The following is a 23,303-nucleotide window of genomic DNA, read 5'->3' on the forward strand; positions in this document are numbered from 1 at the left end:
TCTGTTTCTAAAGATGTTCGTTCAAGAAAACAACCACATCCCAATTTATTATAAATTAAAATTTCAAATATGGGGAAAAATTAGAAATTTTTTTATAGACAAAAAATTCATAGAAACATAAATACTGTCGATAAATGATCCCATCACTTAAAGAATTAGAACAATTTTCATACCATTATTTACAAATGGGCAGGATATATATGTAAATATTTTTGTTCTGTAAAAAGGATGTGCAGGCAATTTGGATAAACAGAAAAAGAAGAAGTCACACTTCCCCTTTCGGTTAAATATCATTTTTTTTAGTGTTTTTTTACTATTTTCTGTTTTAATCCTCCGGCTTGGCTTTGTGCAAATCGTGTATGGCGAAAATTTTAAAAGAGATTTAGAAAGAAAAGAAGATGTAACGGTCAGTAATCCTGTCCCAAGAGGAAAAATACTTGATCGGGATTACAGAATCATCGTTGATAATGTCCCAAAGAATGCGATCAGTTACACGAACGAGGGATTTAGCCAACCACAAATGCTTGAAACCGCTGAAAAATTAGCAAAACTAATCAATAAAAAAACAGACAAGGTAACCGAGAGGGATAAACTTGATTTCTGGATTATGAATAATCCTGAGCGTGCTAATGCCAAAATCACAAAGAATGAAAAGGAATTATTTTATACCAAAAAATTAACAGACAGGGATATTTATCAATTAAAATTAGAGCGCATAACACCTGAAGAATTAAAGGAAATAGATAAAGATAAACTTGAGGTACTTGCACTTTTTAAAGAGTTCAATAGTGGATACAAATTTACAACACAAATTATTAAAAATGAAGGAGTTACCGCTAAAGAATTGGCCGTTGTGAGCGAAAATCTTCAATCCCTTCCAGGGGTGGATACTACTACTGACTGGGAGAGGTGCTATGCTTTTGACCGAACCTTAAAGTCTGTGTTAGGAAAAGTCACCAAATCAGATGAAGGGCTGCCAGCTGAACAATTGGAATACTTCTTGGCTCGGGATTATAGCCGTAATGATCGTGTCGGCAAAAGCCAACTTGAATGGCAGTATGAAGATGTTCTTCACGGCTATAAATCAAAATTAAAAAATGTAACTGATAAAACAGGCAATATAATTGAAAATCTTCCCGTATCAAAGGGAAAAAAGGGAAAAGATCTTGTCTTAAGCATTGATATGGATTTGCAAATGAAAGTTGATCGGATCATAGAAGAGGAGCTTTGGGCAGCTAAAAGATATCCTGGTACTTTTTTAACTGACCGTGCCTATGTTGTCTTAATGAACCCAAAAACAGGTGAAGTTTTAGCCATGTCAGGTAAAAAAATTGTCAGAAACAAACAAACTGGCAGAGTTGAAATGGAAGATGATGCCCTCGGGACCTTTACCACCACGTATAACGTGGGTTCGACTGTCAAGGGTGCCACGATTTTGACTGGTTATAAAACAGGTGCGATTGGCCCCGGAACTGTTTTTGATGATAAAGGTTTAAAAATTCAAGCTACTCCTCTAAAAAAATCATATGCCTACTTAGGAAAATTAAACGAAATTAATGCCCTAAAATTATCTTCCAACGTTTATATGTTTCATACGGCAATTAGAATTGGAAAAGGGCACTATGAATATGATAAACCCTTAAATATTAGCGCGAAGGCTTTTGACACGATTAGAAACTCATTTGCTTCGTTTGGCCTTGGATCAAGAACTGGAATTGATTTACCAAATGAACAAACCGGATTTAAAGGTCAGAGCCACCTGCCTGGATATTTGCTTGACCTTGTGATTGGACAATATGATACCTATTCCGCCATGCAGTTGGTACAATATGTATCAACGATTGCGAATGGTGGATATCGGATGCAGCCTCATGTAGTCAAACAAATGCTCGAACCACAGGAAGGGAAAGATGAACTAGGTCCTGTTGTACAAGAAATCTCTCCAACCGTCCTTAACACGATTGATGTGAAACCTGATTGGATGTACCGTGTTCGATTAGGTTTTAAAAAGGTCATGCAAGAACGTGGCGGTACGGCCTATAAGTACTTCAGCACAGCACCCTACTCACCTGCTGGTAAAACAGGTACAGCTGAAGCCTTTTATGACGGACCGGAGCGATACAGGTTTGGTAAGGAACCTCCTCCAGTAATGAACCTAAGCTTGGTTAGCTACGCCCCTAGTTCGAATCCAGAAATCGCCATGGCCGTTATTGTTCCATGGGCATATCAGGGAAAAAAAGACAACCGAGCAAACCTGAAAATTGGCCGCCGTGTACTGGACACCTATTTTGAAATGAAAAAAAAATAAATCATGGTCGAGGGTGCCATAAAATGGCATCCTTTTTCGTTAGATTGTTCCCCTTTTGTCACTTCTTCTTGAGCACTGATTTCAATGCCCTTTCAATTTCAGCATAGCCGGTACATCGGCAGATATTCGACTCCAGCCATTCTTTAATCATTTGATCATCTGCTTCTGGATGCTTTAGTATTAACGAATGGCAATTCATAATAAAGCCGGGGGTGCAGTAACCGCATTGAAAAGCAAAGTTTTCCACAAAAGCCCGCTGGATGGGTGTATTCTCCAACCCCTCAATGGTTGTTACTTTTTTTCCAACCGCTTCAACAGCAAGCATTAAACAGGACTTCATCGGCCAACCTTCTACATTAACTGTACATGCGCCGCAGTCTCCGTTTAAACAGCTAGGTTTTGCACCTGTCAAACCAAGTTCATCCCGGATCGCATATAAAAGTGTATCGGCAGACCGAACGGTTACACTTCGATTTTCTCCATTTATATTCATCGTAATTGTGTGGGATTTCAAGTTACTCTCCCCTCCTTTTTTATTCTATAAATCTAACTTCAAGTTCCATCCAACACTGCTAACACATCCATCAATAGATTCTTCAAAACAAATAACCTATATTTTGCTGACCCTTCTACATCATCTAAAATAGGCTTTGGTAACTTGGAAAGCCCCACATTAATCCTTGAAACTACTGGCAGATCTCTTTTATTTAACGAAGCTTCAAGTTCCTTTGACCGAAATGGAAAAGGGCAAAAGCCACTGATTGCGACACGTACTTCCTGACCTATTTTTAATGCCGCTACCGTGATCAAAGGGTAGCCAGTGTCCCACTGCTGACGACGCTTGAAACTAAAGAACGGTGCTTTGATAAACCGTGTTTCTGTTGCTAATTGAACGAGAAATTCCCCTTTTTTCAGTTGAAGCTTTTCTAAAAATTTCTCATTAATGGGCACCATCTTTTTTCCTTCTGGTCCGACAATTAAAATTTGGCTATCAGAAAGTAAAAATGGCAAAACAGCTTCCCGGTAAAAAATCCGAGCACAGATATTCCCTCCTAAAGAAATCTTCCCTCGAGCCGTATGATCAGCGACTTGACTGGCAGTTTTCGTTAATAATGGGAAAAGATTTGCTTCTTCTATTTTTGTAAGTGAGAGGGTACTGCCAAGCAGCAAATGATCACCACTAACCTGCATTACATTGCATTCGGGGATATCCTTGATATCAATAACAGCTTCAGTATAGGCTAAATCTATTCTTCCAAGTGTAATTAATTCGGTTCCTCCCGAAAAGAACATCGGCTGCTTGCCCTGCTGATCTAAATACTGATGTAAATCGACAGCTTCTTTCAATGTGGCCGGCTTATAATAATCAAAATCAAAGGGAAGCATTATTTTTGCGCCTCCTTTGCTTTCCAAATCAACTTCTTTCCAGACACCTTATCAAACGCCTTTTTGCGAATGACACTTTTCCCAATAACCTCCAAATCCTGGCCTCCCCCCATGTATAAGTGGATTTTATACTGAGTAAATCCACTTATAACTGCCTATAACACTGTTATTACCTGCTGAAGAACAATTTCCACTTACTCGGGAATGGTCCACAGAAGTTGCACTCTTTCATGGACTGGCTTTCTCCACACCTCAATCAATTGAGCAACGATACTAACAGCGATTTCCTCAGGACCCTTTGCTCCAATATTCTTACCCATAGGTGAATAAATCCAGGTTGGGACATTTTCATATTTAAGCAGCCTTTTGGTTCTTTCCCGCGGCCCTAGTACGCCTAAGTACTTTATATGCTCCTTGCGTACCACCTCAAATATTTCTTGATCCCTTTCAAAATGATGCGTCATGACGACCACATAATCATAGGGAGAAAAGGAAATTTGCTTCAAAAGCTTTTTAGGAAAGCCCAAAAGGAGCTGCTCAGCTTTGGGAAAATATTTTTTTTGACAAAACTCTTCCCGCCAATCGCATACGGTTACTGAAAATCCTGTTTCCGCGGCCAGGTGAACAAGCGGTTTTGCATCTGGTCCTGCCCCAAAGACAATGAGCCTTGGCCTAGGTTGATACGTATGTTGATAAATGGAATCAGTTCCAGGTATGATTCCACTTTTAGATGTAAAGGCAATTTTAGGAATATCCCCTGACCAGTTGCCAAACGGATCCCCTTCCTCCTCAATAAACAGATACTCTCCCAATTCATCTAGTTTTTTTAACATAATTACAGGTTTACAGTTGTCTAGGGATCTTTTTACAACCAAGAAATCCTCTGTTAATCTTTCAGAGACTGGCTCTAGTAAGATATCAATTGTTCCATTGCAGCCATTCCCTTGACCCCAACTCATATCGTCTTCATCTGCCAAATTATAATGGAACATTCTTGCTTCTTGCTTGATGAAAACCTCTTGAGCTTTAATGGTCAAATCTGTTTCCAAGCAACCTGCAGTTAACATGCCAAATTGCTTCCCATCTTCACAAAAAAGCATGGAAGAACCTTCTCTTTTATATGCTGATCCTTGAACACGAACAATGGTTGCTAATACCTTTTGGCCTGGTTGATCAATGACTTCTAAAATCGGATAAATATCATCCATAAGACTCCTCCACTTCATACTCAAAAATCCCTATCTTATTTATATTAGTTTGGAGGCTATTCCTAGAATGATAAATTTTTAATGTGCCACTCATAGAAATAAATATATTGCAAAAAATAAACTGAATCTAAATCCAGCAAAGGATGAAGACATGAAGAAAAATCGTGCATTATTTTTAACAGCTGTCGCCTCTGGAACGATGTTAAATCCACTTAATTCATCAATGATCGCCTTAGCATTACACAGTATACAGAAGGATTTTCAGCTTTCCTTTACAACCGTTTCGTGGTTGATATCCAGCTTTTATTTAGCAAGTGCAGTAGCACAGCCGGTTACAGGAAAAATTGGTGATATTTTTGGGAGAAAAAAAACCTTTTTAACCGGACTCATTTTAGTTGCCTTGTCAGCGTTTTGTGCACCTATGTCACATACCTTTCTCATGTTGCTTGTCATGAGACTGTTTCAATCGATTGGGAGCAGTGCCATTTATCCAGCAGGGATGTCGTTAATTCGAGACCATATCAAAGAAAGACAGGCCTCAGCCCTTGCCGTATTATCGATTTTCGCTTCGGCAATGGTAGCACTAGGGCCTACCATTGGAGGTTTCTTAATTGTTTGGGGCAATTGGCCTGCCATCTTCTGGGTGAATTTCCCCTTTATTATCCTCAGCTTTCTGCTGGGGTGGTATATGTTTCCGAAGGACATCAAACAAGATAAGGCTCACATGAAAAAATTATTCTCCAACTTGGATTTTCTAGGAATCGGGTACTTCGCTGCAGGAATGGTATTCTTTTTATGGTTTTTGTTATCTTTTGAAGGAAAAATTCATTATCTGTCGGGGTTTGTTGGAATCATCTTTTTCGGTTTATTTGTTCTGAGGGAGTTAAGAGTCAAGGAGCCATTTATTGATATTCGTATTTTTAAAACACATCCAAAGCTTTCGATGGTCTACATCCAGTTCATATTTTTGAATATCTTTTTTTATTGTTTATTTTTCGGGCTGCCCAGTTATTTTCAAGAAGGATTGGGTTTAAGCGTGGAAATGAGTGGCTTGTTAATGTTATTTATGTCTGGAATAAGCATTATTATTTCATCTGTAACGGGAAAATGGATCGACCGGGCCGGTGTAAACCTGCCGATTATGGTTGGCTCTTTTATATCAATTATTGGTGCACTGGCTTTTATCCTGTTTTTTGTAAATACTTCCTATTTGGGTATCGGGATTATTTTATCAATCATGGGCTTAAGCTATGGAATTGGAAATGTTGTTCTCCAAGTGGCCATGGTTAAGGAGAGTCCAAAAGAGATTATTGGGACAACATCCGGCTTATTTCAAACCTGCCGATATTTGGGCTCCATTTTATCTTCAATCATTTTAGGATTAATCTTTGGGAAAGATGTTACAGCGGAAAATATGAAAATCATCGGGGAAGTTTTACTGTTCACGGGCATCATTAGCTTTTTAATGAGCCTATGGTTTTCTCGGGAGACATTTAACTATAGAAAAATGCGGCATGTTTGATCACACACTATTCGAATTTCTGTCCTCATGACTCCCATGAGGACAAAGTTTGCTCTTCGATTCTGATTTCTGTCCTCATGAACAACTTAAGAATGAATCGGCAATACATAAAACAACACACAAAAAAAGTGAGCAACACTGGCTGCTAATACAAATAGATGCCAGACTGCGTGGTGATATTTAAACCCACGCCAAACATAGAAAATGGCTCCGAGTGTATACAGTGCGCCCCCAATAGCTAAATAGATCATCCCTTCCAAGGATAGATTATTCACTAATGGTTTCCATGCGAAGACAATTAACCAGCCCATGACCACATAAAGCGCCGTTGATGAAAAAAGGTACTTTTTCACAAAAAAGCATTTAAAGACGGTACCCGCAATCGCAAGTCCCCAAACGATTCCAAAAAGTGACCAACCTAGTGTTTCTTTGATTACGATTAATAAAAATGGTGTGTAGGTCCCGGCAATAAAAAAGTAAATAGACGAATGGTCAAAAATTTCAAAAATGTCCTTTGCCTTTCCTTCAGGAAAACTATGAAGCAAGGTAGACGACATATAAAGTATAAACATTGTTACTCCAAAGATCGTGAAGCTAACCACATGCCACACCGTTCCATATAGGGATGCATATACAATTAAAATAACTAAGGCAGAAATGCTTAATAGTGCCCCCACTCCGTGTGTGATGGAATTAGCTAGTTCCTCTTTTTTTGAAAAAGTATGTGTAACTGCCAATAGGATTTCCTCCTTCAAGTAAAGCGCGATTCAATTAAATAGAAATGATATTCATGAAAATAACATGATTATCAAAGAAGGACAATGGACATTTGTCATCTACCAAAACTAAAAAAAGTGAAACTTATCGTTAAGTATCACTTTCCTTTCTAACCTTATTAACATTATCGATTATTTTCTTAATATTTTCTCTCGGACTCCAGCAATTAAATTGGTAGTTCGTTTTTGTCTCAAAGCCTAAACGACTACAAAAGTAGTGCATCCCCTCTGGCTTTTTTTCTGCTTTAAAATGCCTGCATGTCGCACAACAATGGAAATCTTTCATTTAATCACCTTATCTTTTCTTAAACTATTAATCTTTCGTTCATAATTTATTAATAATTTTTCGTTAAGATATTAATAGGTTCACGGAAGAACCTTAAACCTCCGCCCCCTTAAAATATAGATTAGTTTGAATACCCGGCCCCATGGCCGGGTAATTTTTTTATAGAAATTTCTACACCTGGATAAGTATACTTCTCTTAAACCCTGTCAATAACAATACCAATCAAGGAAATAGATGAGGTGTTGTATTTGAAGGGAATTTATTTTATCAATGATCGTATTTGTTTAAATGGTCTAACAAAGGAAGAAAGTATTTCAGTTCAAGAACAATCCTTAAAGAAGATGATCCACGACCAAAAAATTCAAGTAGTAAAGTTCAACCCCTACCAGTTGAATGACTATTACACCATTCCACATGCACTTTTATACGATTTAAAAAAAGAAAAAGTTCCTATCGATTGTTTTTTGTATTACTCCTCACAGGTGATCGAAGATTTTATTTACAGCTATCCAGCTAAGTGGCTTATTTTAAAAAGCTTCTTTAAGGAACTAATCTCCGTTGAGGAACAAAATGATTTAAATATTCAAGAAGTTGTTTAATCAAGAGAATTCTTTGCCTGCTTTCGATAAACAATAACAAAGTTAATCAGGATAATGATGACCATATAGGCGCCGTAAAGTCCGAAAGAATAAAGCTTGTTGTTACTAAATGAAGCACCTGCATACGACAAAAGCAGTATGTTTGGAACTTTTCCGATTATGGATGCGGTAAAAAATGTTAGCCATCTCACATGACTTAATCCACAAATGATATTGACAACCGGTGCTGGAATGATAGGAATTAATCGACAGGTTAATATCGCTACAAAGGAATTTCTGTTTAAAAACACATCGTATTCCTGAACTTTTGGATATTTCATCAGTTTATCCTGGGCAAAATCGCGAAAACCATACCTGGATAAGAAGAAGAAAGCCATCGTCCCAGCCATGGCCCCCGTTAAGGATACAAGCATCCCTTGGGCCGTTCCAAATACGGCTCCGATCATTCCTGCTAATACTGGAAACGGGATGATAGGAAAAAAGACACATATCGACACTAATAACATACTAATGAAAATCGATAAGGCCCCGCCTTGTTTAACAAGATGCAGTAATTCATCCTTTTGGAAAAAACCAATCGCAATAATTACTAGCAATATCCCTATACTTAAAATTCTTTTATACATCCGACAACTCCATTCACTTCAATTTTTTTAATTAGTCTTATCATACTATATTTTTAATTTTGAAAAAATAAAAAGAGCCTTTCAATGTTGAAAGACCCTTCTACTTATCACAATTAAAATGCAGTCCTTGCACCAAGGTACCTTGGCTTCCAGTAGGAATTTGTCATATCTGCAATCGATACACCTTTTGATCCCGCTTGAATGAATTGGTTGTTTCCTAAATAAATCCCTACATGTGTAGGACCAGGAGCATATGTTTCAAAGAATACTAGATCTCCAGGCTTTGGGCTGCTGACAGCTTTCAGTCCAGACCATTGTGTTGCTGCCGTTCGTGGAATGGTTACTCCAACTTTATTAAATACATAACTGGTCATACCACTGCAATCAAAACCTGCCGGCGTATTGCCACCCCATAAATACGGTGTTCCTATGTATTTTTTGGCTTCATCCATCACCAGTTGCGCCTTTAATACTGTTGGTGCAGGTACTGGATTTGATGTACCACCCGCAGTTACCTTTAAGACTTGTCCTACATAGATCATATCTGATGTGAGGTTATTCAATGATTTAAGCTGGGCAATGGAAAGTTTGTAGCGCACTGAAATAAGGTAAAGTGTGTCCCCTTTTTGGACCGTATAGGTAGGTGGAACTAGTTCGTGGCTGTGTGGTGCTAATAATGATAGCTTTTGATTTACATAGAGATTATCACTTGTTAGGTGATTCCAAGTTTTCAAGTCAGCAACCGTGACTTTGTTTGCTTGTGAAATCTTCCAAAGTGTATCTCCCGATTGGACAGTATAAATATTTTCATGTGCACTAGCAGAACCAACAAATGTAGTAAACAGGATCCCCGCCGTTGCTGCGAATGATAATAGATGTTTTTTCATCGTAGCACCCTTTCAATTCGTTTGTGTAACTACATCATAAACGAACATTAAGGATGGAATAAACACCAAGGATATGGCTTACAAGGTAAAAAAATCCAATACTAGAAAAGAAAACCGTAAATATAACAAACACAACTATGTAACTATCCACTATATATCATGTTTTTCATGGAATCTTACATTATTTATTAATGTTTTTGTAACATAAATGTAATACAAAAGAAGTTTATGATTTTTATAGATATCACATAATTCTCACTAGGATGTAGAAATATTGTAACAATACTCCCATCCACTGTGGGCTGATAAACCTATAATAAACCTATAGTTTATAAATATTAATGAATTTGGGTGATGATGATGCAAGGAATAGGAAAAGGACATCCTCATGCTATGGGGCACCCTCATGGAATGAGAAATGTAATAGATTATGATAAAAATCCATTTATCGTTATTTGGGAAGTAACGAGAGCCTGTCAGCTTAAGTGCATTCACTGTCGTGCTGATGCGCAGCTTACTCCAGATCCATGGGAACTTTCACATAAAGAAGGCATCAATTTAATTGATCAAATTTATGAGATGGATAATCCAATGCTCGTTTTTACAGGCGGGGATTGTATGATGAGAGAAGACCTTTATGAACTTGCTGTTTATGCAATTAAAAAAGGGATGCGCGTTTCGATGACACCTAGTGCCACAGCGAATGTAACAAAAGAAAAAATGAAACAGTTCAAAGATGTCGGACTCTCACGCTGGGGCTTTAGTTTAGACGGTCCAACACCAGAGATTCATGATCATTTCCGCGGGACCCCTGGATCATTTGATTTAACCGTTGAAAAAATTAAATACTTAAATGAATTAGACATGCCGCTCCAAATCAATACAGTAATCTCTCGTTATAATTATGACTCGCTTGAGCAAATGGCAAAACTAGTTGGCGAGCTAGGCGCAGTTATGTGGTATATTTTCTTACTTGTCCCAACAGGCAGAGGACAAATGGATGCATGTATTTCTCCTGCTGAGCATGAAAAAGTGTTTCGTTGGTTGTATGAATTAAGCAAAACTGCACCATATGATATTAAAACTACCGCAGCACAACATTACCGCAGGGTTGTTTTACAGCAAAAAACGCGCGACCAGTTAATTGAAAAAGGTGAAATTCATTACGAAGACTCGATTACAACTGATTTTGCTTCCATGCATGATGGCTTGAAGCGTGCACCAAAAGGCGTAAATGATGGCAATGGCTTCGCCTTTGTCTCCCATATTGGAGATGTTATGCCAAGTGGATTACTTCCTATTGTCGGTGGTAACATCCGTGATACCCCGCTTGCAGAAATTTATCGTGAGGCAAAAGTATTTAAAGAACTACGTCAACCTGATAACTACAAAGGCAAATGCGGCGTCTGTGAATACAACAAAATGTGCGGCGGTTCCCGCTCACGAACTTATGCCGTAACAGGCGATTATATGGAAAGTGAACCGTTCTGTGTTTATATACCACAAGCGATGCGGAATAAAGAAACTTCACCGATCGTATAACCATTATTAATTAGTAAAGAGGCATTCTGCTATATAGAATGCCTCTTTTTTTCCATTAAATCCCTCAATTTCGAAATGGACAATACAGACAGGGAAACTCCTTATATAATTTTGAAAATTGAACAATAAAAGTTATGATAAGGTTATACATAATATCTTTTTATGGAATGATAATCGAACGAACTAAGGAGTTAACATGATTAGAACAATAGCGATATCCCAAACTAACCAATTGAAAACGGATCTTTCCATTGAGGAACTGATAAGAGGAGATTTTCAATGGTATTGGATTGATTTTCATCAGCCAACCACCGAAGAAATCGAATTCCTAAGAACCCCACTTTCCTTTCACCCACTAGCCATTGAGGATTGTATCCATACTTTACAGCGACCAAAGCTTGATTATTATGAAGATCACACTTTTTTAGTTACACAAGCACTTAATCAACAGATGATTACTCGGGAAGAAATTGATTTCTTTCTTAGCAAAAACTACATAATTACTTTTCATCATAAATTTTCAACTGAAATTGAGGAAGTATGGAAACGTTTGAATTTATCGACTAACATAGAAACGTGGGATCCATCCCATGTTTTTTACCTTGTACTTGATAAAATGGTAGATAATTATTTCCCACTTGTCTATCAAATTGAAGATCGATTAAATGAAATTGACGAGAATTCTAAAGGAAGAACCATGGAGGCATTGCTCGAGGATTTATTTGACACTAGACACCACCTCCTATCCTTGAGGCATACCATTACACCGATGCGCGATCTAATTTACAGGGTCCTAAATTCTCAGCGAATGACTTCCATACAGAGGAAAAGGGAATACTATTCTGATATTCATGACCATTTATTAAAATTAACAGAGATGATTGAGGCAAACCGTGAACTTACCACGGACATCAGGGATAGTTATATTTCGATAAATTCACACCAAACAAATCATGTAATGAAGGTCCTTACCGTTATTACCACGATTTTCATGCCTCTCACCTTTATTGCAGGTCTATATGGGATGAACTTTCATTATATGCCTGAGTTGACATGGAAATATGGATATTTCGCAACCATTGGGCTGATGATTCTTGTAGCGATCGGCATGTCAGTTTGGTTTAAGAAAAAGGGATGGTTTAAATAAAAAGACTAGCTTCCGCTAGTCTTTCTTGACTTCTACTTATTTCCACTCTTCAAAGTCAACGGTTCCCCCTGTTAAATCAATCGTGTTGCGCTCACCCTTATAATAGGTTTTCCCATCCTTTTCAAAAATTAGATTCTCATACGTATAGACCTTTTGTCCGTTTGGAAGATGGATAACCACCTTTGGTCCCGGATTTTCAATTGGTGCTTCAATTCGAATTGTGTTTTGATAGAAATAACGAAAAACAAAAAAACCGGCGGTTAATACAATACAAGCTAATATGAAAAAAAATATACCCTTATAGGATGATTGCTTCGGCTTAGAGTGGTATAATTCGGCTCTGGTCAACTTTTTCTCCTCCCATTGGTATATATTCAATTAGTTTTTTAAATAGTTAGAATAGTTCCATTCATGCCCATACCGTCATTTTTTATTCCTATTTAAAAAAATTTAATACTTGTTAACCTATGCATCACCTAAGGAAAAGTTGATAATAATCGTATCTAGACACATCATTTTCGTAATTATGTATAATATTAGTGAAAGAAAACAGAAAGGGGTAATTGCTTTGCCTACTATAAATCCACAAGAAACGTTAAAATTAATCACTGACTTGGTATCCATACCAAGCCCTTCAGGAAACACAAATGATGTGATTACCTTTGTTGAAAATTACCTTGCTGACTTACAAATCAAATCCTATAGAAACCGTAAAGGCGGTTTAATAGCCAAAATTGAAGGTAGTGATTCAAGTAAGCACCGTATGCTTACGGCACATGTAGATACTCTCGGTGCGATGGTAAAGGAAGTAAAGTCAAATGGTCGCTTGAAAATTGACTTGATTGGCGGATTTAAATATAACTCGATTGAAGGAGAATATTGCCAAATCGAAACCAGCAGCAGCAAAAAATATTCTGGAACCATTTTGATGCACCAAACATCAGTCCATGTTTATAAAGATGCTGGGAAAGCTGAGCGAAATCAGGAAAATATCGAAATTAGAATTGATGAGAAAGTACATACTGCTGAGGATGTTCGTGCATTGGGAATTGAGGTCGGTGATTTTGTTTCATTTGACCCACGTGTAGAAGTAACACCAAGCGGATACATTAAATCCCGCCATTTGGACGATAAAGCAAGTGTGGCCATTCTTCTGCAATTAATAAAGAAAATTAAGACTGAAAATATTACCCTTCCATATACAACCCATTTCTTAATTTCTAACAATGAGGAAATCGGATACGGCGGTAACTCAAATATCACCCCTGAAACGGTGGAATATTTAGCGGTCGATATGGGAGCAATGGGCGACGGACAATCGACAGATGAGTATACTGTTTCGATCTGTGTGAAGGATGCAAGTGGACCCTATCATTATGGGTTGAGAAAAAACTTAGTTCGACTAGCAGAAGAAAACAATATCCAATACAAATTAGATATCTATCCCTTTTATGGCTCAGATGCCTCAGCAGCGATCCGCTCTGGTCATGATATTGTCCATGGTCTAATCGGACCTGGCATCGATTCATCACATGCATTCGAGCGTACACACGAATCTTCCATTGATAACACGTCCAAACTACTGTATTATTACATTCAATCAGATTTAATCAGATAGGACTATTAAAGCTGGTGGTCGGTCCACCGGTTTTTTTACGATTCCATTTAGATTTTGTACAATTAATGATAAAAAGGTATAATAGACACTGGTTTAACTAACATTCATCACTAGGAGATGAAAATATGTTTTCTAATATTGGTGTACCAGGGTTAATTTTGATTTTAATCGTAGCCTTAGTTGTCTTCGGTCCAAACAAGCTGCCTGAAATTGGCCGTGCTTTCGGCAGATCAATTCGCGAATTTAAAAGAGCAACTGATGGAATTGCTGACGATATAAAGGAAGAGATAAAAGAGGAAATCAAAGAGACTAAACAAGAAACAATTAGTTTAAAAAAATAAGTTTTATAACTTATTATCGTCAATCATAGGAAATTTCTTGCATCATTAAAAACATCCAAAAAACATCCCCATCAACTGATTGAGGAGGATGTTTTTTGGATTATTTTTTAGTAAATGATTGAAATTGATTCATTAATTTTTGCCTGGATTTTGGATTACGAAGTAAATATGCAGCACCTAGTGCAACGGTGGTCATCATTAAATTTTTCCTTCTCATTTCATACCTCCTCGGAATTAATCATTCTTAAATATTCCCTTTAATAAGTTATTTTAACAGCAGTAATTATTGACATCTTGTCATCATGAAGAGGTTGAATAATTGAAGATTGAACTGTTTAAACAAAGAAAAAACTAATCCCTTTGAATTAGTTTTTCGATAGAAGCTCATTACTTTTTCAGTAATTCTTTGATTTTTTGATTATGCTGTTTTGTTTGATCTAACAGTTGATTTAGAAGTAACACGGCCTGTTTGTTGTCTTTCTTTTCAACGGCATTCCTTAATTCATGGAATGTCCTCCAATGTGACATTTCTTTTCCGCCATGTGCCTGTTTTATAAATTCCTCTTTTGTTAACTTACCTGCATCAAATTGTTTTTTTAGTTCTTCTATTTTCGCCATTTTATCTTTTTTCCATTGCTCACGTTTTCCAGCATTTTCAGGACTCATCCATTGGTTACTTAGTGTTTTCTTCTCCGCAAGGACTGTTGTCCACTCGCCTTTTTTATCCGGAGTATACTGATCTACCCATGAAAGAAGCATTTTCTCTCTTTCTACCATCTTTGCTTGCCAATCTTTATGCATCATATGATGCTCTCTGCCCTCTTTACAATCACAAGGTGCTTTTTCCCTTTGCCCCCCATTATTGGTGTCAGGCACCGTTTGGTTTGCTCCAGCCATTCCAGGCACAGAAAATAATAATCCTAATGATAAAAGTAACATTTTAAACTTCATAATTATCTCCTTCCGATTTTTTAATTAGTAAAATAAACCTTTTTTTAACGGTACGGAATTATCATTCCCAGTTGGTCAAAAAAAATTTACCATTTTGACAAAAATTTAGTTATAAAACACTTGAGATTTTATTTGGATTATCGTATTCTAAAAACAGAGAAGATATGTGAAATGTTTCACAAGATAACAAGAGCATTAGCTTGGCGTTGGTAAAGTGGGGAATGTTCGTTTATCCGGCTTAATTGGTGCCTTTATGAAACTAGTCATTGAAGCCCGCTACCTGTTTAATCTTGGCGGTCCTTCATTAATACTCAAGCAACACTTTGGTGTAAGTAGAGAACCAGTGAAGGTTACTGTGAAACAGTAAACCTAACCATTATTTATGCATATCTCCTTCCGGCTGGGGTCCCCTCCCCCTGCTGGAAATTGAATAGAATCATCCCTAAGAAATGTGCCTTCAATCCCCCAATTTAAGGCATTCAGCCCCATTCCAAATTTCTGGAGTGGGGCTGTATTTTATATCTCAACGTAATTTCTAGAGCCATTCTAATAATTCAATTCGATTGCCAAACGGATCATGTACATGAATTCTGCTCGCCCCTGGAAGTAGATCGTCCTCTGTATATAAAACTCCCTTTTCACGTAGATGACCTTTTAATTCCTCGATATTTTCTACCACTAATGCAGGATGTGCTTTTTTAGCAGGTGAAAATGCTTCCTCTACCCCAATGTGAAGTTGAAAGGTCCCAAATTCAAACCAAATCCCGCCGCGTTTCTTTAATTCTGCTGGCTTTTCTAATTCAATTAATCCCAGAATTCCATTGAAAAATTCCCTTGCGGTTTCTTCACAGCCCTTTGGCCAGCAAGTTGAATATGATCGATCTTTTTTATTGCAAATGACATAGACACTCCTCCAATTATCCTCTCTCATATTTTATTAATTTTATAATATTCTTTCAAGTTCGAACTTTCGTTATTTGGTATAAATAAAAAGACTATTCCCGATACGGAAATAGCCTTTTTTGTCTAGCTCCGGCGCCTAGGCGCTGAAGCTTTTCTTAATAAACATCTCTTTTTGTAAAAACAAAAAATGAAACGAATAAGGCAACTGCCCACCACACAAAGAGGATTTGGATGGAAAATGAAAGATCCATGCCTTCAATCGGAGGTGCTGTTCCTTTCATATAATCGGTTAACCGTAAATTAACCATAAAAAAGTACTTGGCAGATTCCCAGGAGGATACCATGTTCGTTAATATAGCTCCTGAGATTAAGGAGGCAAGCATGACACCCATGCCGGCAGCCGTACTACGAATCAAAACCGACAGCATAAAGGATAATGTACCGACGACAATTGAGACAAACCATACCAGTCCAAAGTCCATTAACAAAAATTTCCATTGCTCCATAAGTTTTACTTCTGAAGTATTTAAGCCTGTTTCGGTCACATTAAAGCCTGTTAAAATGGGTGCTCCCCAGCCTTTGTACCCAAACACCAAACCAGAAATCAAATAAGAAAGGATTCCTGCGATCGCAATAATTAAAGAAATGGCTAAGCAAAGCGTCAAATATTTACTTAAGAGTACCTTCCATCGTTTGACCGGCCTCGTCAATAGCAGTTTAATTGATCCTAAACTGTGCTCGGATGAAACCAAATCACTGGCAATGACCATGACCATTAATGGAATAAAGAGATCAATGGAGTTTTCTAAGAAAATCCTCATAAACGTTGGTGCACCAGGCTCAGAAGGATTAATATCATGATCCAGATAATATTGTTGCTGCTGCAGGGAGATTTGCAGTTGTTTCTTCCATTCATCGGTAATCCGACTGCTGCTTAAACGATTGGTCGTATCAACAATTTGCTGTTGTAAAATTGTTCGCCAATCACTAGTTCCCAATTTTTCTCGTTGTGTTTGAACTTGTTTATATTGTGCATATGTAAATAACATGACAAGAACGCCAATAATGATAGCAATAACAATAAGCCGCTTCTTGGCAATCAGTTTCATCATTTCATTTTGAATCAATTTATTCAATCGTATCACCCCCCGTAAGTTCGAGGAATAAATCTTCCAGGACTGGCATTTTTCGATTCATTTCAGTCACAGCAATTCCTGCTTCAACCAACTGCTTATTCCATAGTGGTATCTTATGTTCATTAAATTCTGTAAGTATGGTACCATCTTCTGTTACATCAATTTTGGTTAACGAACTTAATACTTCCTTACCCTTTTCAAGCGGATGAACCTGCCAAACGACTCTCTCGCGATTTGCCAGCAGTTGATGGACAGTATCCGTTCGTATAATCGTCCCTTTTGAAATAATCGCGACACGGTCACACAAAAGTTGAATTTCGCTTAGCAAATGACTGGAAACTAAGACGCTTAAGCCTTCATCCTCTGCAAGAAACCTTATAAATTGTCTCATTTCACGGATTCCTGCCGGATCCAACCCATTAGTTGGCTCATCAAGAATCAGCACTTTTGGTCTCCCTAATAAGGCTTGAGCAATCCCAAGACGTTGTCTCATCCCTAAGGAATAGGTTTTTACCTTATCATGAATTCTTTCTGTTAAACCAACAAGTTTAGTAACCTCTTTAATTCGTTGTTCTCCGATTCCTTCGAGCATTCTGGAAAAATGAAGGAGGTTATTATACCCGGAAAGATAGGGATATAATTCTGGATTCTCGACAATACAACCAAGATTGGTCATTGCTCCTTGAAAATTCTCTTCTATATTCGCGCCACAAATGTGAATGCTGCCGGATGTGGGTTTGATTAATCCAACAAGCATGCGGATCGTCGTTGTTTTCCCTGCTCCATTTGGGCCTAGGAAGCCAAATACCTCTCCTTCCAGTAAATCGAAAGTCAATCCCTTGATAATTTCCTTTTTTCCAATTACTTTTTTAAGATTTTTTACAGATAGTGTAATTTTTTTCTCCATCGAATTCCTCTCCTTACCAGGTAAGCAATGAGGCTACCCGTTCGGCAATTAAACGATACCCTTTTGAGTTTGGATGAAACTTGTCGGAATATAAGTAGTCATTCACCTTTAACTCAAACAAGTCGAAGGTTGGTACAAACACGATTTTTGGAAAAGAGGCACTGACTTCTGCACTATCGTAATTCCAGTGGCGGACCACTTTCGACATCTCTTTTCCCTGCTCTAATTCAATAAACGGATTATACAAACCAATGAAAAACACATTGGTATTTGGATTGTTTTTACGTATTTGCGCAAAAACAAACTTCAAATTATCCAGGTATTTTTTCTCAATCGCTGCAATATCTTCAGTTTTAAAATCGCTTAAGCCTTGCCCCCTGCGGAACAAGTCGTTTCCGCCAATCGTCACTAGGACAATATCAGCTTTTTGAATTTGGCGCCCTACTTCTGTTTCCTGTACTTGCTTCCTTAGAGATCCAGATCTCTGTCCATTGATTCCAAGGTTGGTAAGCTGTACCGGACGCTTTGTTTTTCCCTTGATTTCATCAATCAAGACACCCACATATCCTTTTCCGGTTTCATCGCCTGTTCCTCGAGTTAACGAATCACCTAACGCCACGATGGTTAACCCTTTTTTATTTTCCACCTTGGAAACGATTTTTGCTTCTGGAACCCTTTCTGGTTTTCCAGCATAAAATTCCCCTACCGCCCAGCCAAGCCCGATCAGCCAGAGGAGGCAAAATAATACAGCTATGCCCGTGATCGAACGTATGACATTTTTATTCATTAAATATCATCCTTTCTGGCCATTTCTCTATTTAATTTAATCATAGTTGAGATATGAATCAAACTTTCAAGGACCATATATCGTATAAAATACATAAAGTTCGAAAATTGTTAACTTCTACAACTATTTTCTCTAAATAAAAATCAAAGGAACCGTTGAGAGGACTCCTTTGATCTAAATTGGTTCTCCTATTTGGTTCCTGTTTCTATAACTACATTCCTTAATTTCCTAATCCCATAAATAATTACAATTAAAATGACAATAACTACGCTAGTTAAAATTAAATATTTCCTGATGAGCTCAAAAAAAACTTCCCATTGAGGACCAAGTATTTTTCCTAAAGAGATAAAACTAGAAACCCAAATCGCTGACCCAAGCCCTGTATACAAGGTATAAACCCTAATTGGTAAACGTGTGATTCCTGAAAAATAACCGATAAAATGCCTAAATACTGGAATAAACAAGGCAATGATTAATATTTTATTGCCATATTTTCTTAACCAGTTTGAAATTGAATTCAAACGATCTGGCTCTAAATGCAGCCGCTTCCCATGCTTTTCAAAAAAATGAATCCCAAGCTTACAGCCTACCCAATAGGAAAGCAACATTCCTAGCGTACATCCAGCTGCAGAAGCGAGAATGCTTCCCAACCAATTAAGCTTTCCAAGAAAAGATAAAAATCCTGCATATGCCAACATTGCTTCCATCGGAATCGGAAGTGCAAATATACCTAGTGTAATGGAAAGAAAAAGAACAAGATACCCGTACTCGTTTATGATCGTCGTTAAAAAATGCAATAATGTTTGCTCCTTTCCTAAAAGGGATATTTGGCATTGATATGGCATTAATTCTTATTGGTATTTTATCCAAACTTCTCTAATATAGTTATCGACTTATAGATTCAAATTTATATTTTTAAGAAAGGCTGTTCGTAAGTCACTACAAAAAAAAGCCGACTTCTATAGAAATCGGCTTTTTTCTCTGTTATTCTTCTAAATTCCCCATAGGACCAAAAAATTCAAAGTGAATTTTTTCTTGATTTACCCCTAATTCTTTTAATGAACGGTTAATAGCTTTCATAAATGGAACGGGTCCACAGAAATAAAAATCAGCGTCCTTGGTAGTGATCTTTTCTTTCAGCCAATCACGGGTTACATAGCCTTCAACATCAAAGCGATTATTCTTGCGATCCTCTTCTGTCGGTGAATCGTAAAAGAAAAAGGAATGTACGTTTTCAAGCATAGATACCTCTTCTACTTCGTCCCTTAGAGCATGTACATTCCCATTTGCTGCCGCATGGACAAATGTTACCTTACGTTCTGGCTGGAACTCAACGATTGTTTTTAACATACTCATCATTGGTGTTAAACCAACACCCCCACTAAGTAACACAACTGGAGTATTCTTATCAGTATCAAGAACAAAATCCCCTGCAGGAGCACTTACTTTTAAAATATCTCCTTGGCTCACTCCATTGTGTAAGTAATTAGATACCATGCCGTCTGGGTTTGCAGTTCCCGCTTCGCGTTTTACACCGATTCGGTAATAGTCTTTACCTGGAGCATCTGATAAGCTGTATTGACGAATATGTGTGAACTTTTCACCTGCTATTTCTAGCTTGATACTAATATACTGGCCAGGGGTAAAATCGGCAATTCCTTTGTTGTCTTCTGGTTTTAAGTAAAACGAGGTGATCACTTCACTCTCAACTACTTTACGGTCAACAATAAAGTTGCGAAATCCCTTCCAACCACCATGTTGATTTTCAGTTTCATCATATAATTCTGCTTCTACACTGATAAAAACATCTGCAATTACATTATACGCTTGGGCCCATGCGTCAATAATCTCGTCTGTTGCTGCATCACCTAATACATCCTTAATCGCTAGCAGTAGATGTTTGCCGACAATCGGGTAATGTTCAGGCAAGATGCCAAGGCTTCTATGTTTTTGTGCAATTTGCTTCACTACTGGAAGAATAGCTTCCAGATTATCGATATACATGGCTGCGGCATATACCGTTCCAGCCAATGCTTTTTGCTGTCTGCCTTGTTTTTGATTAGCATGATTAAATATATTTAATAATTCAGGATGGTTGCCAAACATCAATTGGTAAAATCGAGTTGTAATTTTTTCCCCATGTTTTTCTAAAACAGGTACAGTTGATTTGATTATTTCAATCGTTTTTTGATTTAACATTTTAACACTCCCTATATATTTCACTGTTTCCATAGTGATTATATGATATTTAACGCACGAAATAAGTGATTTAAATCACAGACTACTATTTTTGAATAATTCGAACTAGGTACTTTTTAGTGTTTCTCGCCTAAAAACTTCACAAAGTTTTCATATTTTAACATGACAAATATAACTTGTTGGTTAATATTCCTTCTTGTAATGTTGAATCTAGTTATCAAAAACAAAGGGAATAAAACTAATATGTGTAATGAGCAATATTTAGATTATATGATATAGAAATAAGAGATTTCACTGGAGGAAGAGGATTAAGATGAATGCAGCAAAAATTGCATGGATTACTGACACAACAGCTTCGCTAAGCAAAGAGTCTATCGAGCTAAATAATATACATGTAGTTCCACTTAACATTGTAATTAACCAAGAATCCTACAAGGAAACAATAGATATTACACAAAAAGAGTTTTATGAGCGAATGAAACATGAGGATTCGAAATTTCAAACCTCCCAGCCTGCCCTGGGTGATTTTGTGGAACTTTATACAAGGTTAAAGGAAGACTATGACTACGGAATAGCCATTCATGCTTCCAGTCTCTTATCAGGGACGTTTCAAACCTCTGTAATGGCAGCAGAAATGGCTGATTTTAAACTGTTTCCGATTGATTCCATGACAGGTTCCTACCCTCTTTCTTTTTTAATAAAAAAAGGGATCGAACTTGTGGAAAAAGGACGAGAGAGCGGTGAGGTTGTCGCAGAATTAAATGCACTACGCGACAATACACGCTTATATTTAGTCCCCTCAAATCTGGACCAACTCAAAAAAAGCGGCAGAGTATCCGGCGGCCAAGCAATACTAGCTTCATTATTTAATATAAAGCCGATTTTAGCGATTGAAGACGGTGGCGCTAAGATTAAAGATAAGGTTCGCACCGAAAAAAGAGCGTTTTCCTGGTTGATTAATAATTTACAATCAGACTTGGAAACATCGAATGTTAGAAAAGTTGCTATCGTTCATGCTAATGATATCGAGAGAGCTGCCGGGCTTGAACAATTAGTCAACGAAACCTTCCCTGATATCCAAACTGAATTAATGATGCTGATTACTGTGGCAGGAGTACATACTGGGGTAGGAACGCTTGGACTTTCGTGGGTGTGTGAATAATGAAAAGGAAAGGACTGGGGGATCTAATACATATGAAAATATTAATTTTTCGAAAAAGCTTATTATCTAAAAAGATATTTCCTTGATTAAATCCCCGTAGCTAGAGTTTTTCAATAAGTTCATGCAAAAGAGCACTGTAAAATCAGTACTCTTTTGCTGTATTACCTATTATTTATTTTTGCATAAATACATGTATCACGTAGATCTTTTCTGTCCGCAGACATTTCATCATTTCTTAAAATGCCTTCTAAGGTAAACCCTAAGCGTTCAGGAATGGCCCGACTTTTGATATTTTTTGAGTCACAACGAATTTCAACCCGTTTTGCTTTGAGTTCATTAAAGGCAAATTTCGTAATCGCCCCTGCCGCTTCCGTTATATACCCCTGCCCACTATAGCGTGTATCGATCCAGTAACCTATTTCAACCTTCGGGATATTCCAGTTGATCCTGTGCAATCCAGAAGAACCGATGAATTCTCCTGTTTCCCTATTAAAGATATGTAACCTCAAATCCTCGCGAGTTAAAAACTTAGCATGTGCCTCACGCATGTTTACTTCTACATCTTCCTCGGTTTGCTCCCGGTGGGCCCAAGGCATCCAATCTTTTAGTTCGTTTAATGATGCCTGCATTGCATGGTAAACAGCTTTACCATCTCCGGGTAGTGGCATGCGAATGAATAATCTTTCTGTATAAAATTGATTTGGAAAGTCTAGTAGTATTGGTTTCATAATCTTATCCTCCTTCTGAATATAAACAATTCGCTACGATCATTGTTCATTCCTTTTTTCAGAAAAAAATATGGAGGAGCCGATTCGCTGATTGAATGGGAATATTCCCTGATTAAATCATTAAATTCGCTGATTGAATTGAGAAATTCGCTGATTGAATCAATAAATCCGCTGATTGAAAAATCTGCTGATACATCGAAAGTTTAATTCGCTCATTGTACTGAGAAAATCGCCCATTCAACTAATAAATTCGCTCATAAAACCAAGAAATCCGCCCATTCAAT

The 23,303-nt window shown here is 37.5% G+C and carries 23 protein-coding genes and 1 pseudogene; 9 read left to right on the forward strand and 15 right to left on the reverse strand.

The window, feature by feature from the left end:
- The first annotated feature begins 241 nt into the window (after positions 1 to 241).
- On the forward strand, positions 242 to 2,308 hold the full coding sequence (locus J7E63_RS13100) for a peptidoglycan D,D-transpeptidase FtsI family protein (protein WP_215012853.1): 2,067 nt from the start codon (positions 242 to 244) through the stop codon (positions 2,306 to 2,308).
- A 58-nt stretch (positions 2,309 to 2,366) separates the two neighbouring features.
- Here the strand turns inward: J7E63_RS13100 and J7E63_RS13105 are convergent, their stop codons facing one another.
- From J7E63_RS13105 to J7E63_RS13115, 3 genes are all read right to left on the reverse strand, one after another.
- Positions 2,367 to 2,801 carry a (2Fe-2S)-binding protein gene (locus tag J7E63_RS13105; protein ID WP_215012950.1) on the reverse strand — a complete coding sequence of 145 codons (435 nt, stop codon included), beginning with the start codon at positions 2,799 to 2,801 and terminating at the stop codon, positions 2,367 to 2,369.
- A gap of 59 nt (positions 2,802 to 2,860) precedes the next feature.
- A complete protein-coding gene (locus J7E63_RS13110; RefSeq protein ID WP_215012859.1) occupies positions 2,861 to 3,694 on the reverse strand; it encodes an FAD binding domain-containing protein in 834 nt (277 codons plus the stop codon).
- 194 nt (positions 3,695 to 3,888) lie between these two features.
- Entirely contained in the window at positions 3,889 to 4,902 is a 1,014-nt protein-coding gene (locus J7E63_RS13115; RefSeq protein ID WP_215012861.1) for an XdhC family protein, read from the reverse strand.
- A gap of 151 nt (positions 4,903 to 5,053) precedes the next feature.
- On the opposite strand from J7E63_RS13115, the gene J7E63_RS13120 reads away from it, so the two are divergent.
- Positions 5,054 to 6,424, forward strand: coding sequence for an MFS transporter (locus J7E63_RS13120; protein WP_215012863.1), 1,371 nt, complete (start codon positions 5,054 to 5,056; stop codon positions 6,422 to 6,424).
- An 86-nt stretch (positions 6,425 to 6,510) separates the two neighbouring features.
- Here the strand turns inward: J7E63_RS13120 and trhA are convergent, their stop codons facing one another.
- Entirely contained in the window at positions 6,511 to 7,161 is a 651-nt protein-coding gene (gene trhA, locus J7E63_RS13125) for a PAQR family membrane homeostasis protein TrhA (RefSeq protein WP_215012865.1), read from the reverse strand.
- A 564-nt stretch (positions 7,162 to 7,725) separates the two neighbouring features.
- On the opposite strand from trhA, the gene J7E63_RS13130 reads away from it, so the two are divergent.
- On the forward strand, positions 7,726 to 8,085 hold the full coding sequence (locus J7E63_RS13130) for a hypothetical protein (RefSeq protein ID WP_308161950.1): 360 nt from the start codon (positions 7,726 to 7,728) through the stop codon (positions 8,083 to 8,085).
- Here J7E63_RS13130 and J7E63_RS13135 read toward each other — a convergent pair.
- On the reverse strand, positions 8,082 to 8,711 hold the full coding sequence (locus tag J7E63_RS13135) for a TVP38/TMEM64 family protein (protein ID WP_215012867.1): 630 nt from the start codon (positions 8,709 to 8,711) through the stop codon (positions 8,082 to 8,084). The two genes, J7E63_RS13130 and J7E63_RS13135, sit on opposite strands and share 4 nt — an antisense overlap.
- Positions 8,712 to 8,824: 113 nt before the next feature.
- Positions 8,825 to 9,598 (reverse strand): C40 family peptidase, encoded by a 774-nt coding sequence (locus J7E63_RS13140; RefSeq protein WP_215012869.1) that lies wholly within the window; start codon positions 9,596 to 9,598, stop codon positions 8,825 to 8,827.
- Between the two features lie 411 nt (positions 9,599 to 10,009).
- Here J7E63_RS13140 and J7E63_RS13145 point away from each other — a divergent pair, with 411 nt between their 5' ends.
- Positions 10,010 to 11,140 carry a TIGR04053 family radical SAM/SPASM domain-containing protein gene (locus J7E63_RS13145; RefSeq protein WP_251033515.1) on the forward strand — a complete coding sequence of 377 codons (1,131 nt, stop codon included), beginning with the start codon at positions 10,010 to 10,012 and terminating at the stop codon, positions 11,138 to 11,140.
- A 196-nt stretch (positions 11,141 to 11,336) separates the two neighbouring features.
- The gene (corA, locus tag J7E63_RS13150) at positions 11,337 to 12,287 is read left to right on the forward strand and encodes a magnesium/cobalt transporter CorA (protein WP_215012870.1); all 951 of its coding nucleotides are present in this window, start codon (positions 11,337 to 11,339) and stop codon (positions 12,285 to 12,287) included.
- Between the two features lie 36 nt (positions 12,288 to 12,323).
- Here the strand turns inward: corA and J7E63_RS13155 are convergent, their stop codons facing one another.
- Positions 12,324 to 12,635 (reverse strand): hypothetical protein, encoded by a 312-nt coding sequence (locus J7E63_RS13155; RefSeq protein ID WP_215012872.1) that lies wholly within the window; start codon positions 12,633 to 12,635, stop codon positions 12,324 to 12,326.
- Between the two features lie 178 nt (positions 12,636 to 12,813).
- Here J7E63_RS13155 and J7E63_RS13160 point away from each other — a divergent pair, with 178 nt between their 5' ends.
- Both J7E63_RS13160 and J7E63_RS13165 read left to right on the forward strand, forming a co-directional pair.
- The gene (locus tag J7E63_RS13160) at positions 12,814 to 13,905 is read left to right on the forward strand and encodes a M42 family metallopeptidase (RefSeq protein WP_215012954.1); all 1,092 of its coding nucleotides are present in this window, start codon (positions 12,814 to 12,816) and stop codon (positions 13,903 to 13,905) included.
- 125 nt (positions 13,906 to 14,030) lie between these two features.
- Positions 14,031 to 14,246 carry a twin-arginine translocase TatA/TatE family subunit gene (locus tag J7E63_RS13165; RefSeq protein WP_215012873.1) on the forward strand — a complete coding sequence of 72 codons (216 nt, stop codon included), beginning with the start codon at positions 14,031 to 14,033 and terminating at the stop codon, positions 14,244 to 14,246.
- A gap of 387 nt (positions 14,247 to 14,633) precedes the next feature.
- On the opposite strand, the gene J7E63_RS13170 is transcribed toward J7E63_RS13165, so the two are convergent.
- Positions 14,634 to 15,197 carry a hypothetical protein gene (locus J7E63_RS13170; RefSeq protein ID WP_215012876.1) on the reverse strand — a complete coding sequence of 188 codons (564 nt, stop codon included), beginning with the start codon at positions 15,195 to 15,197 and terminating at the stop codon, positions 14,634 to 14,636.
- 214 nt (positions 15,198 to 15,411) lie between these two features.
- On the opposite strand from J7E63_RS13170, the gene J7E63_RS13175 reads away from it, so the two are divergent.
- Positions 15,412 to 15,564 (forward strand): hypothetical protein, encoded by a 153-nt coding sequence (locus J7E63_RS13175; protein WP_215012878.1) that lies wholly within the window; start codon positions 15,412 to 15,414, stop codon positions 15,562 to 15,564.
- 168 nt (positions 15,565 to 15,732) lie between these two features.
- On the opposite strand, the pseudogene J7E63_RS13180 reads toward J7E63_RS13175, so the two are convergent.
- The 6 genes and pseudogenes from J7E63_RS13180 to hmpA all read right to left on the reverse strand — a co-directional run bounded on the left by J7E63_RS13180 (position 15,733) and on the right by hmpA (position 21,129).
- Positions 15,733 to 16,100: pseudogene (locus J7E63_RS13180) on the reverse strand (VOC family protein).
- A gap of 155 nt (positions 16,101 to 16,255) precedes the next feature.
- Complete coding sequence (locus tag J7E63_RS13185; protein WP_215012880.1) at positions 16,256 to 17,236, reverse strand: ABC transporter permease; 981 nt, start codon at positions 17,234 to 17,236, stop codon at positions 16,256 to 16,258.
- Positions 17,229 to 18,143 carry an ABC transporter ATP-binding protein gene (locus J7E63_RS13190; RefSeq protein WP_215012882.1) on the reverse strand — a complete coding sequence of 305 codons (915 nt, stop codon included), beginning with the start codon at positions 18,141 to 18,143 and terminating at the stop codon, positions 17,229 to 17,231. Before J7E63_RS13190 ends, J7E63_RS13185 begins: the two co-directional genes overlap by 8 nt.
- Before the next feature lie 13 nt (positions 18,144 to 18,156).
- Positions 18,157 to 18,930: an SGNH/GDSL hydrolase family protein gene (locus J7E63_RS13195; RefSeq protein WP_215012884.1), complete on the reverse strand. Its 774-nt coding sequence runs from the start codon at positions 18,928 to 18,930 to the stop codon at positions 18,157 to 18,159.
- A gap of 188 nt (positions 18,931 to 19,118) precedes the next feature.
- Positions 19,119 to 19,727 carry a DedA family protein gene (locus J7E63_RS13200; protein ID WP_215012886.1) on the reverse strand — a complete coding sequence of 203 codons (609 nt, stop codon included), beginning with the start codon at positions 19,725 to 19,727 and terminating at the stop codon, positions 19,119 to 19,121.
- A gap of 187 nt (positions 19,728 to 19,914) precedes the next feature.
- Positions 19,915 to 21,129 (reverse strand): NO-inducible flavohemoprotein, encoded by a 1,215-nt coding sequence (gene hmpA / locus J7E63_RS13205; RefSeq protein WP_215012888.1) that lies wholly within the window; start codon positions 21,127 to 21,129, stop codon positions 19,915 to 19,917.
- 313 nt (positions 21,130 to 21,442) lie between these two features.
- Between hmpA and J7E63_RS13210 the strand changes: the two genes are divergently transcribed.
- Positions 21,443 to 22,291, forward strand: coding sequence for a DegV family protein (locus J7E63_RS13210; RefSeq protein WP_215012890.1), 849 nt, complete (start codon positions 21,443 to 21,445; stop codon positions 22,289 to 22,291).
- A gap of 161 nt (positions 22,292 to 22,452) precedes the next feature.
- On the opposite strand, the gene J7E63_RS13215 is transcribed toward J7E63_RS13210, so the two are convergent.
- A complete protein-coding gene (locus J7E63_RS13215; protein ID WP_215012892.1) occupies positions 22,453 to 23,019 on the reverse strand; it encodes a GNAT family N-acetyltransferase in 567 nt (188 codons plus the stop codon).
- Positions 23,020 to 23,303 lie beyond the last annotated feature (284 nt).

This window comes from Bacillus sp. ISL-75 (assembly GCF_018613095.1).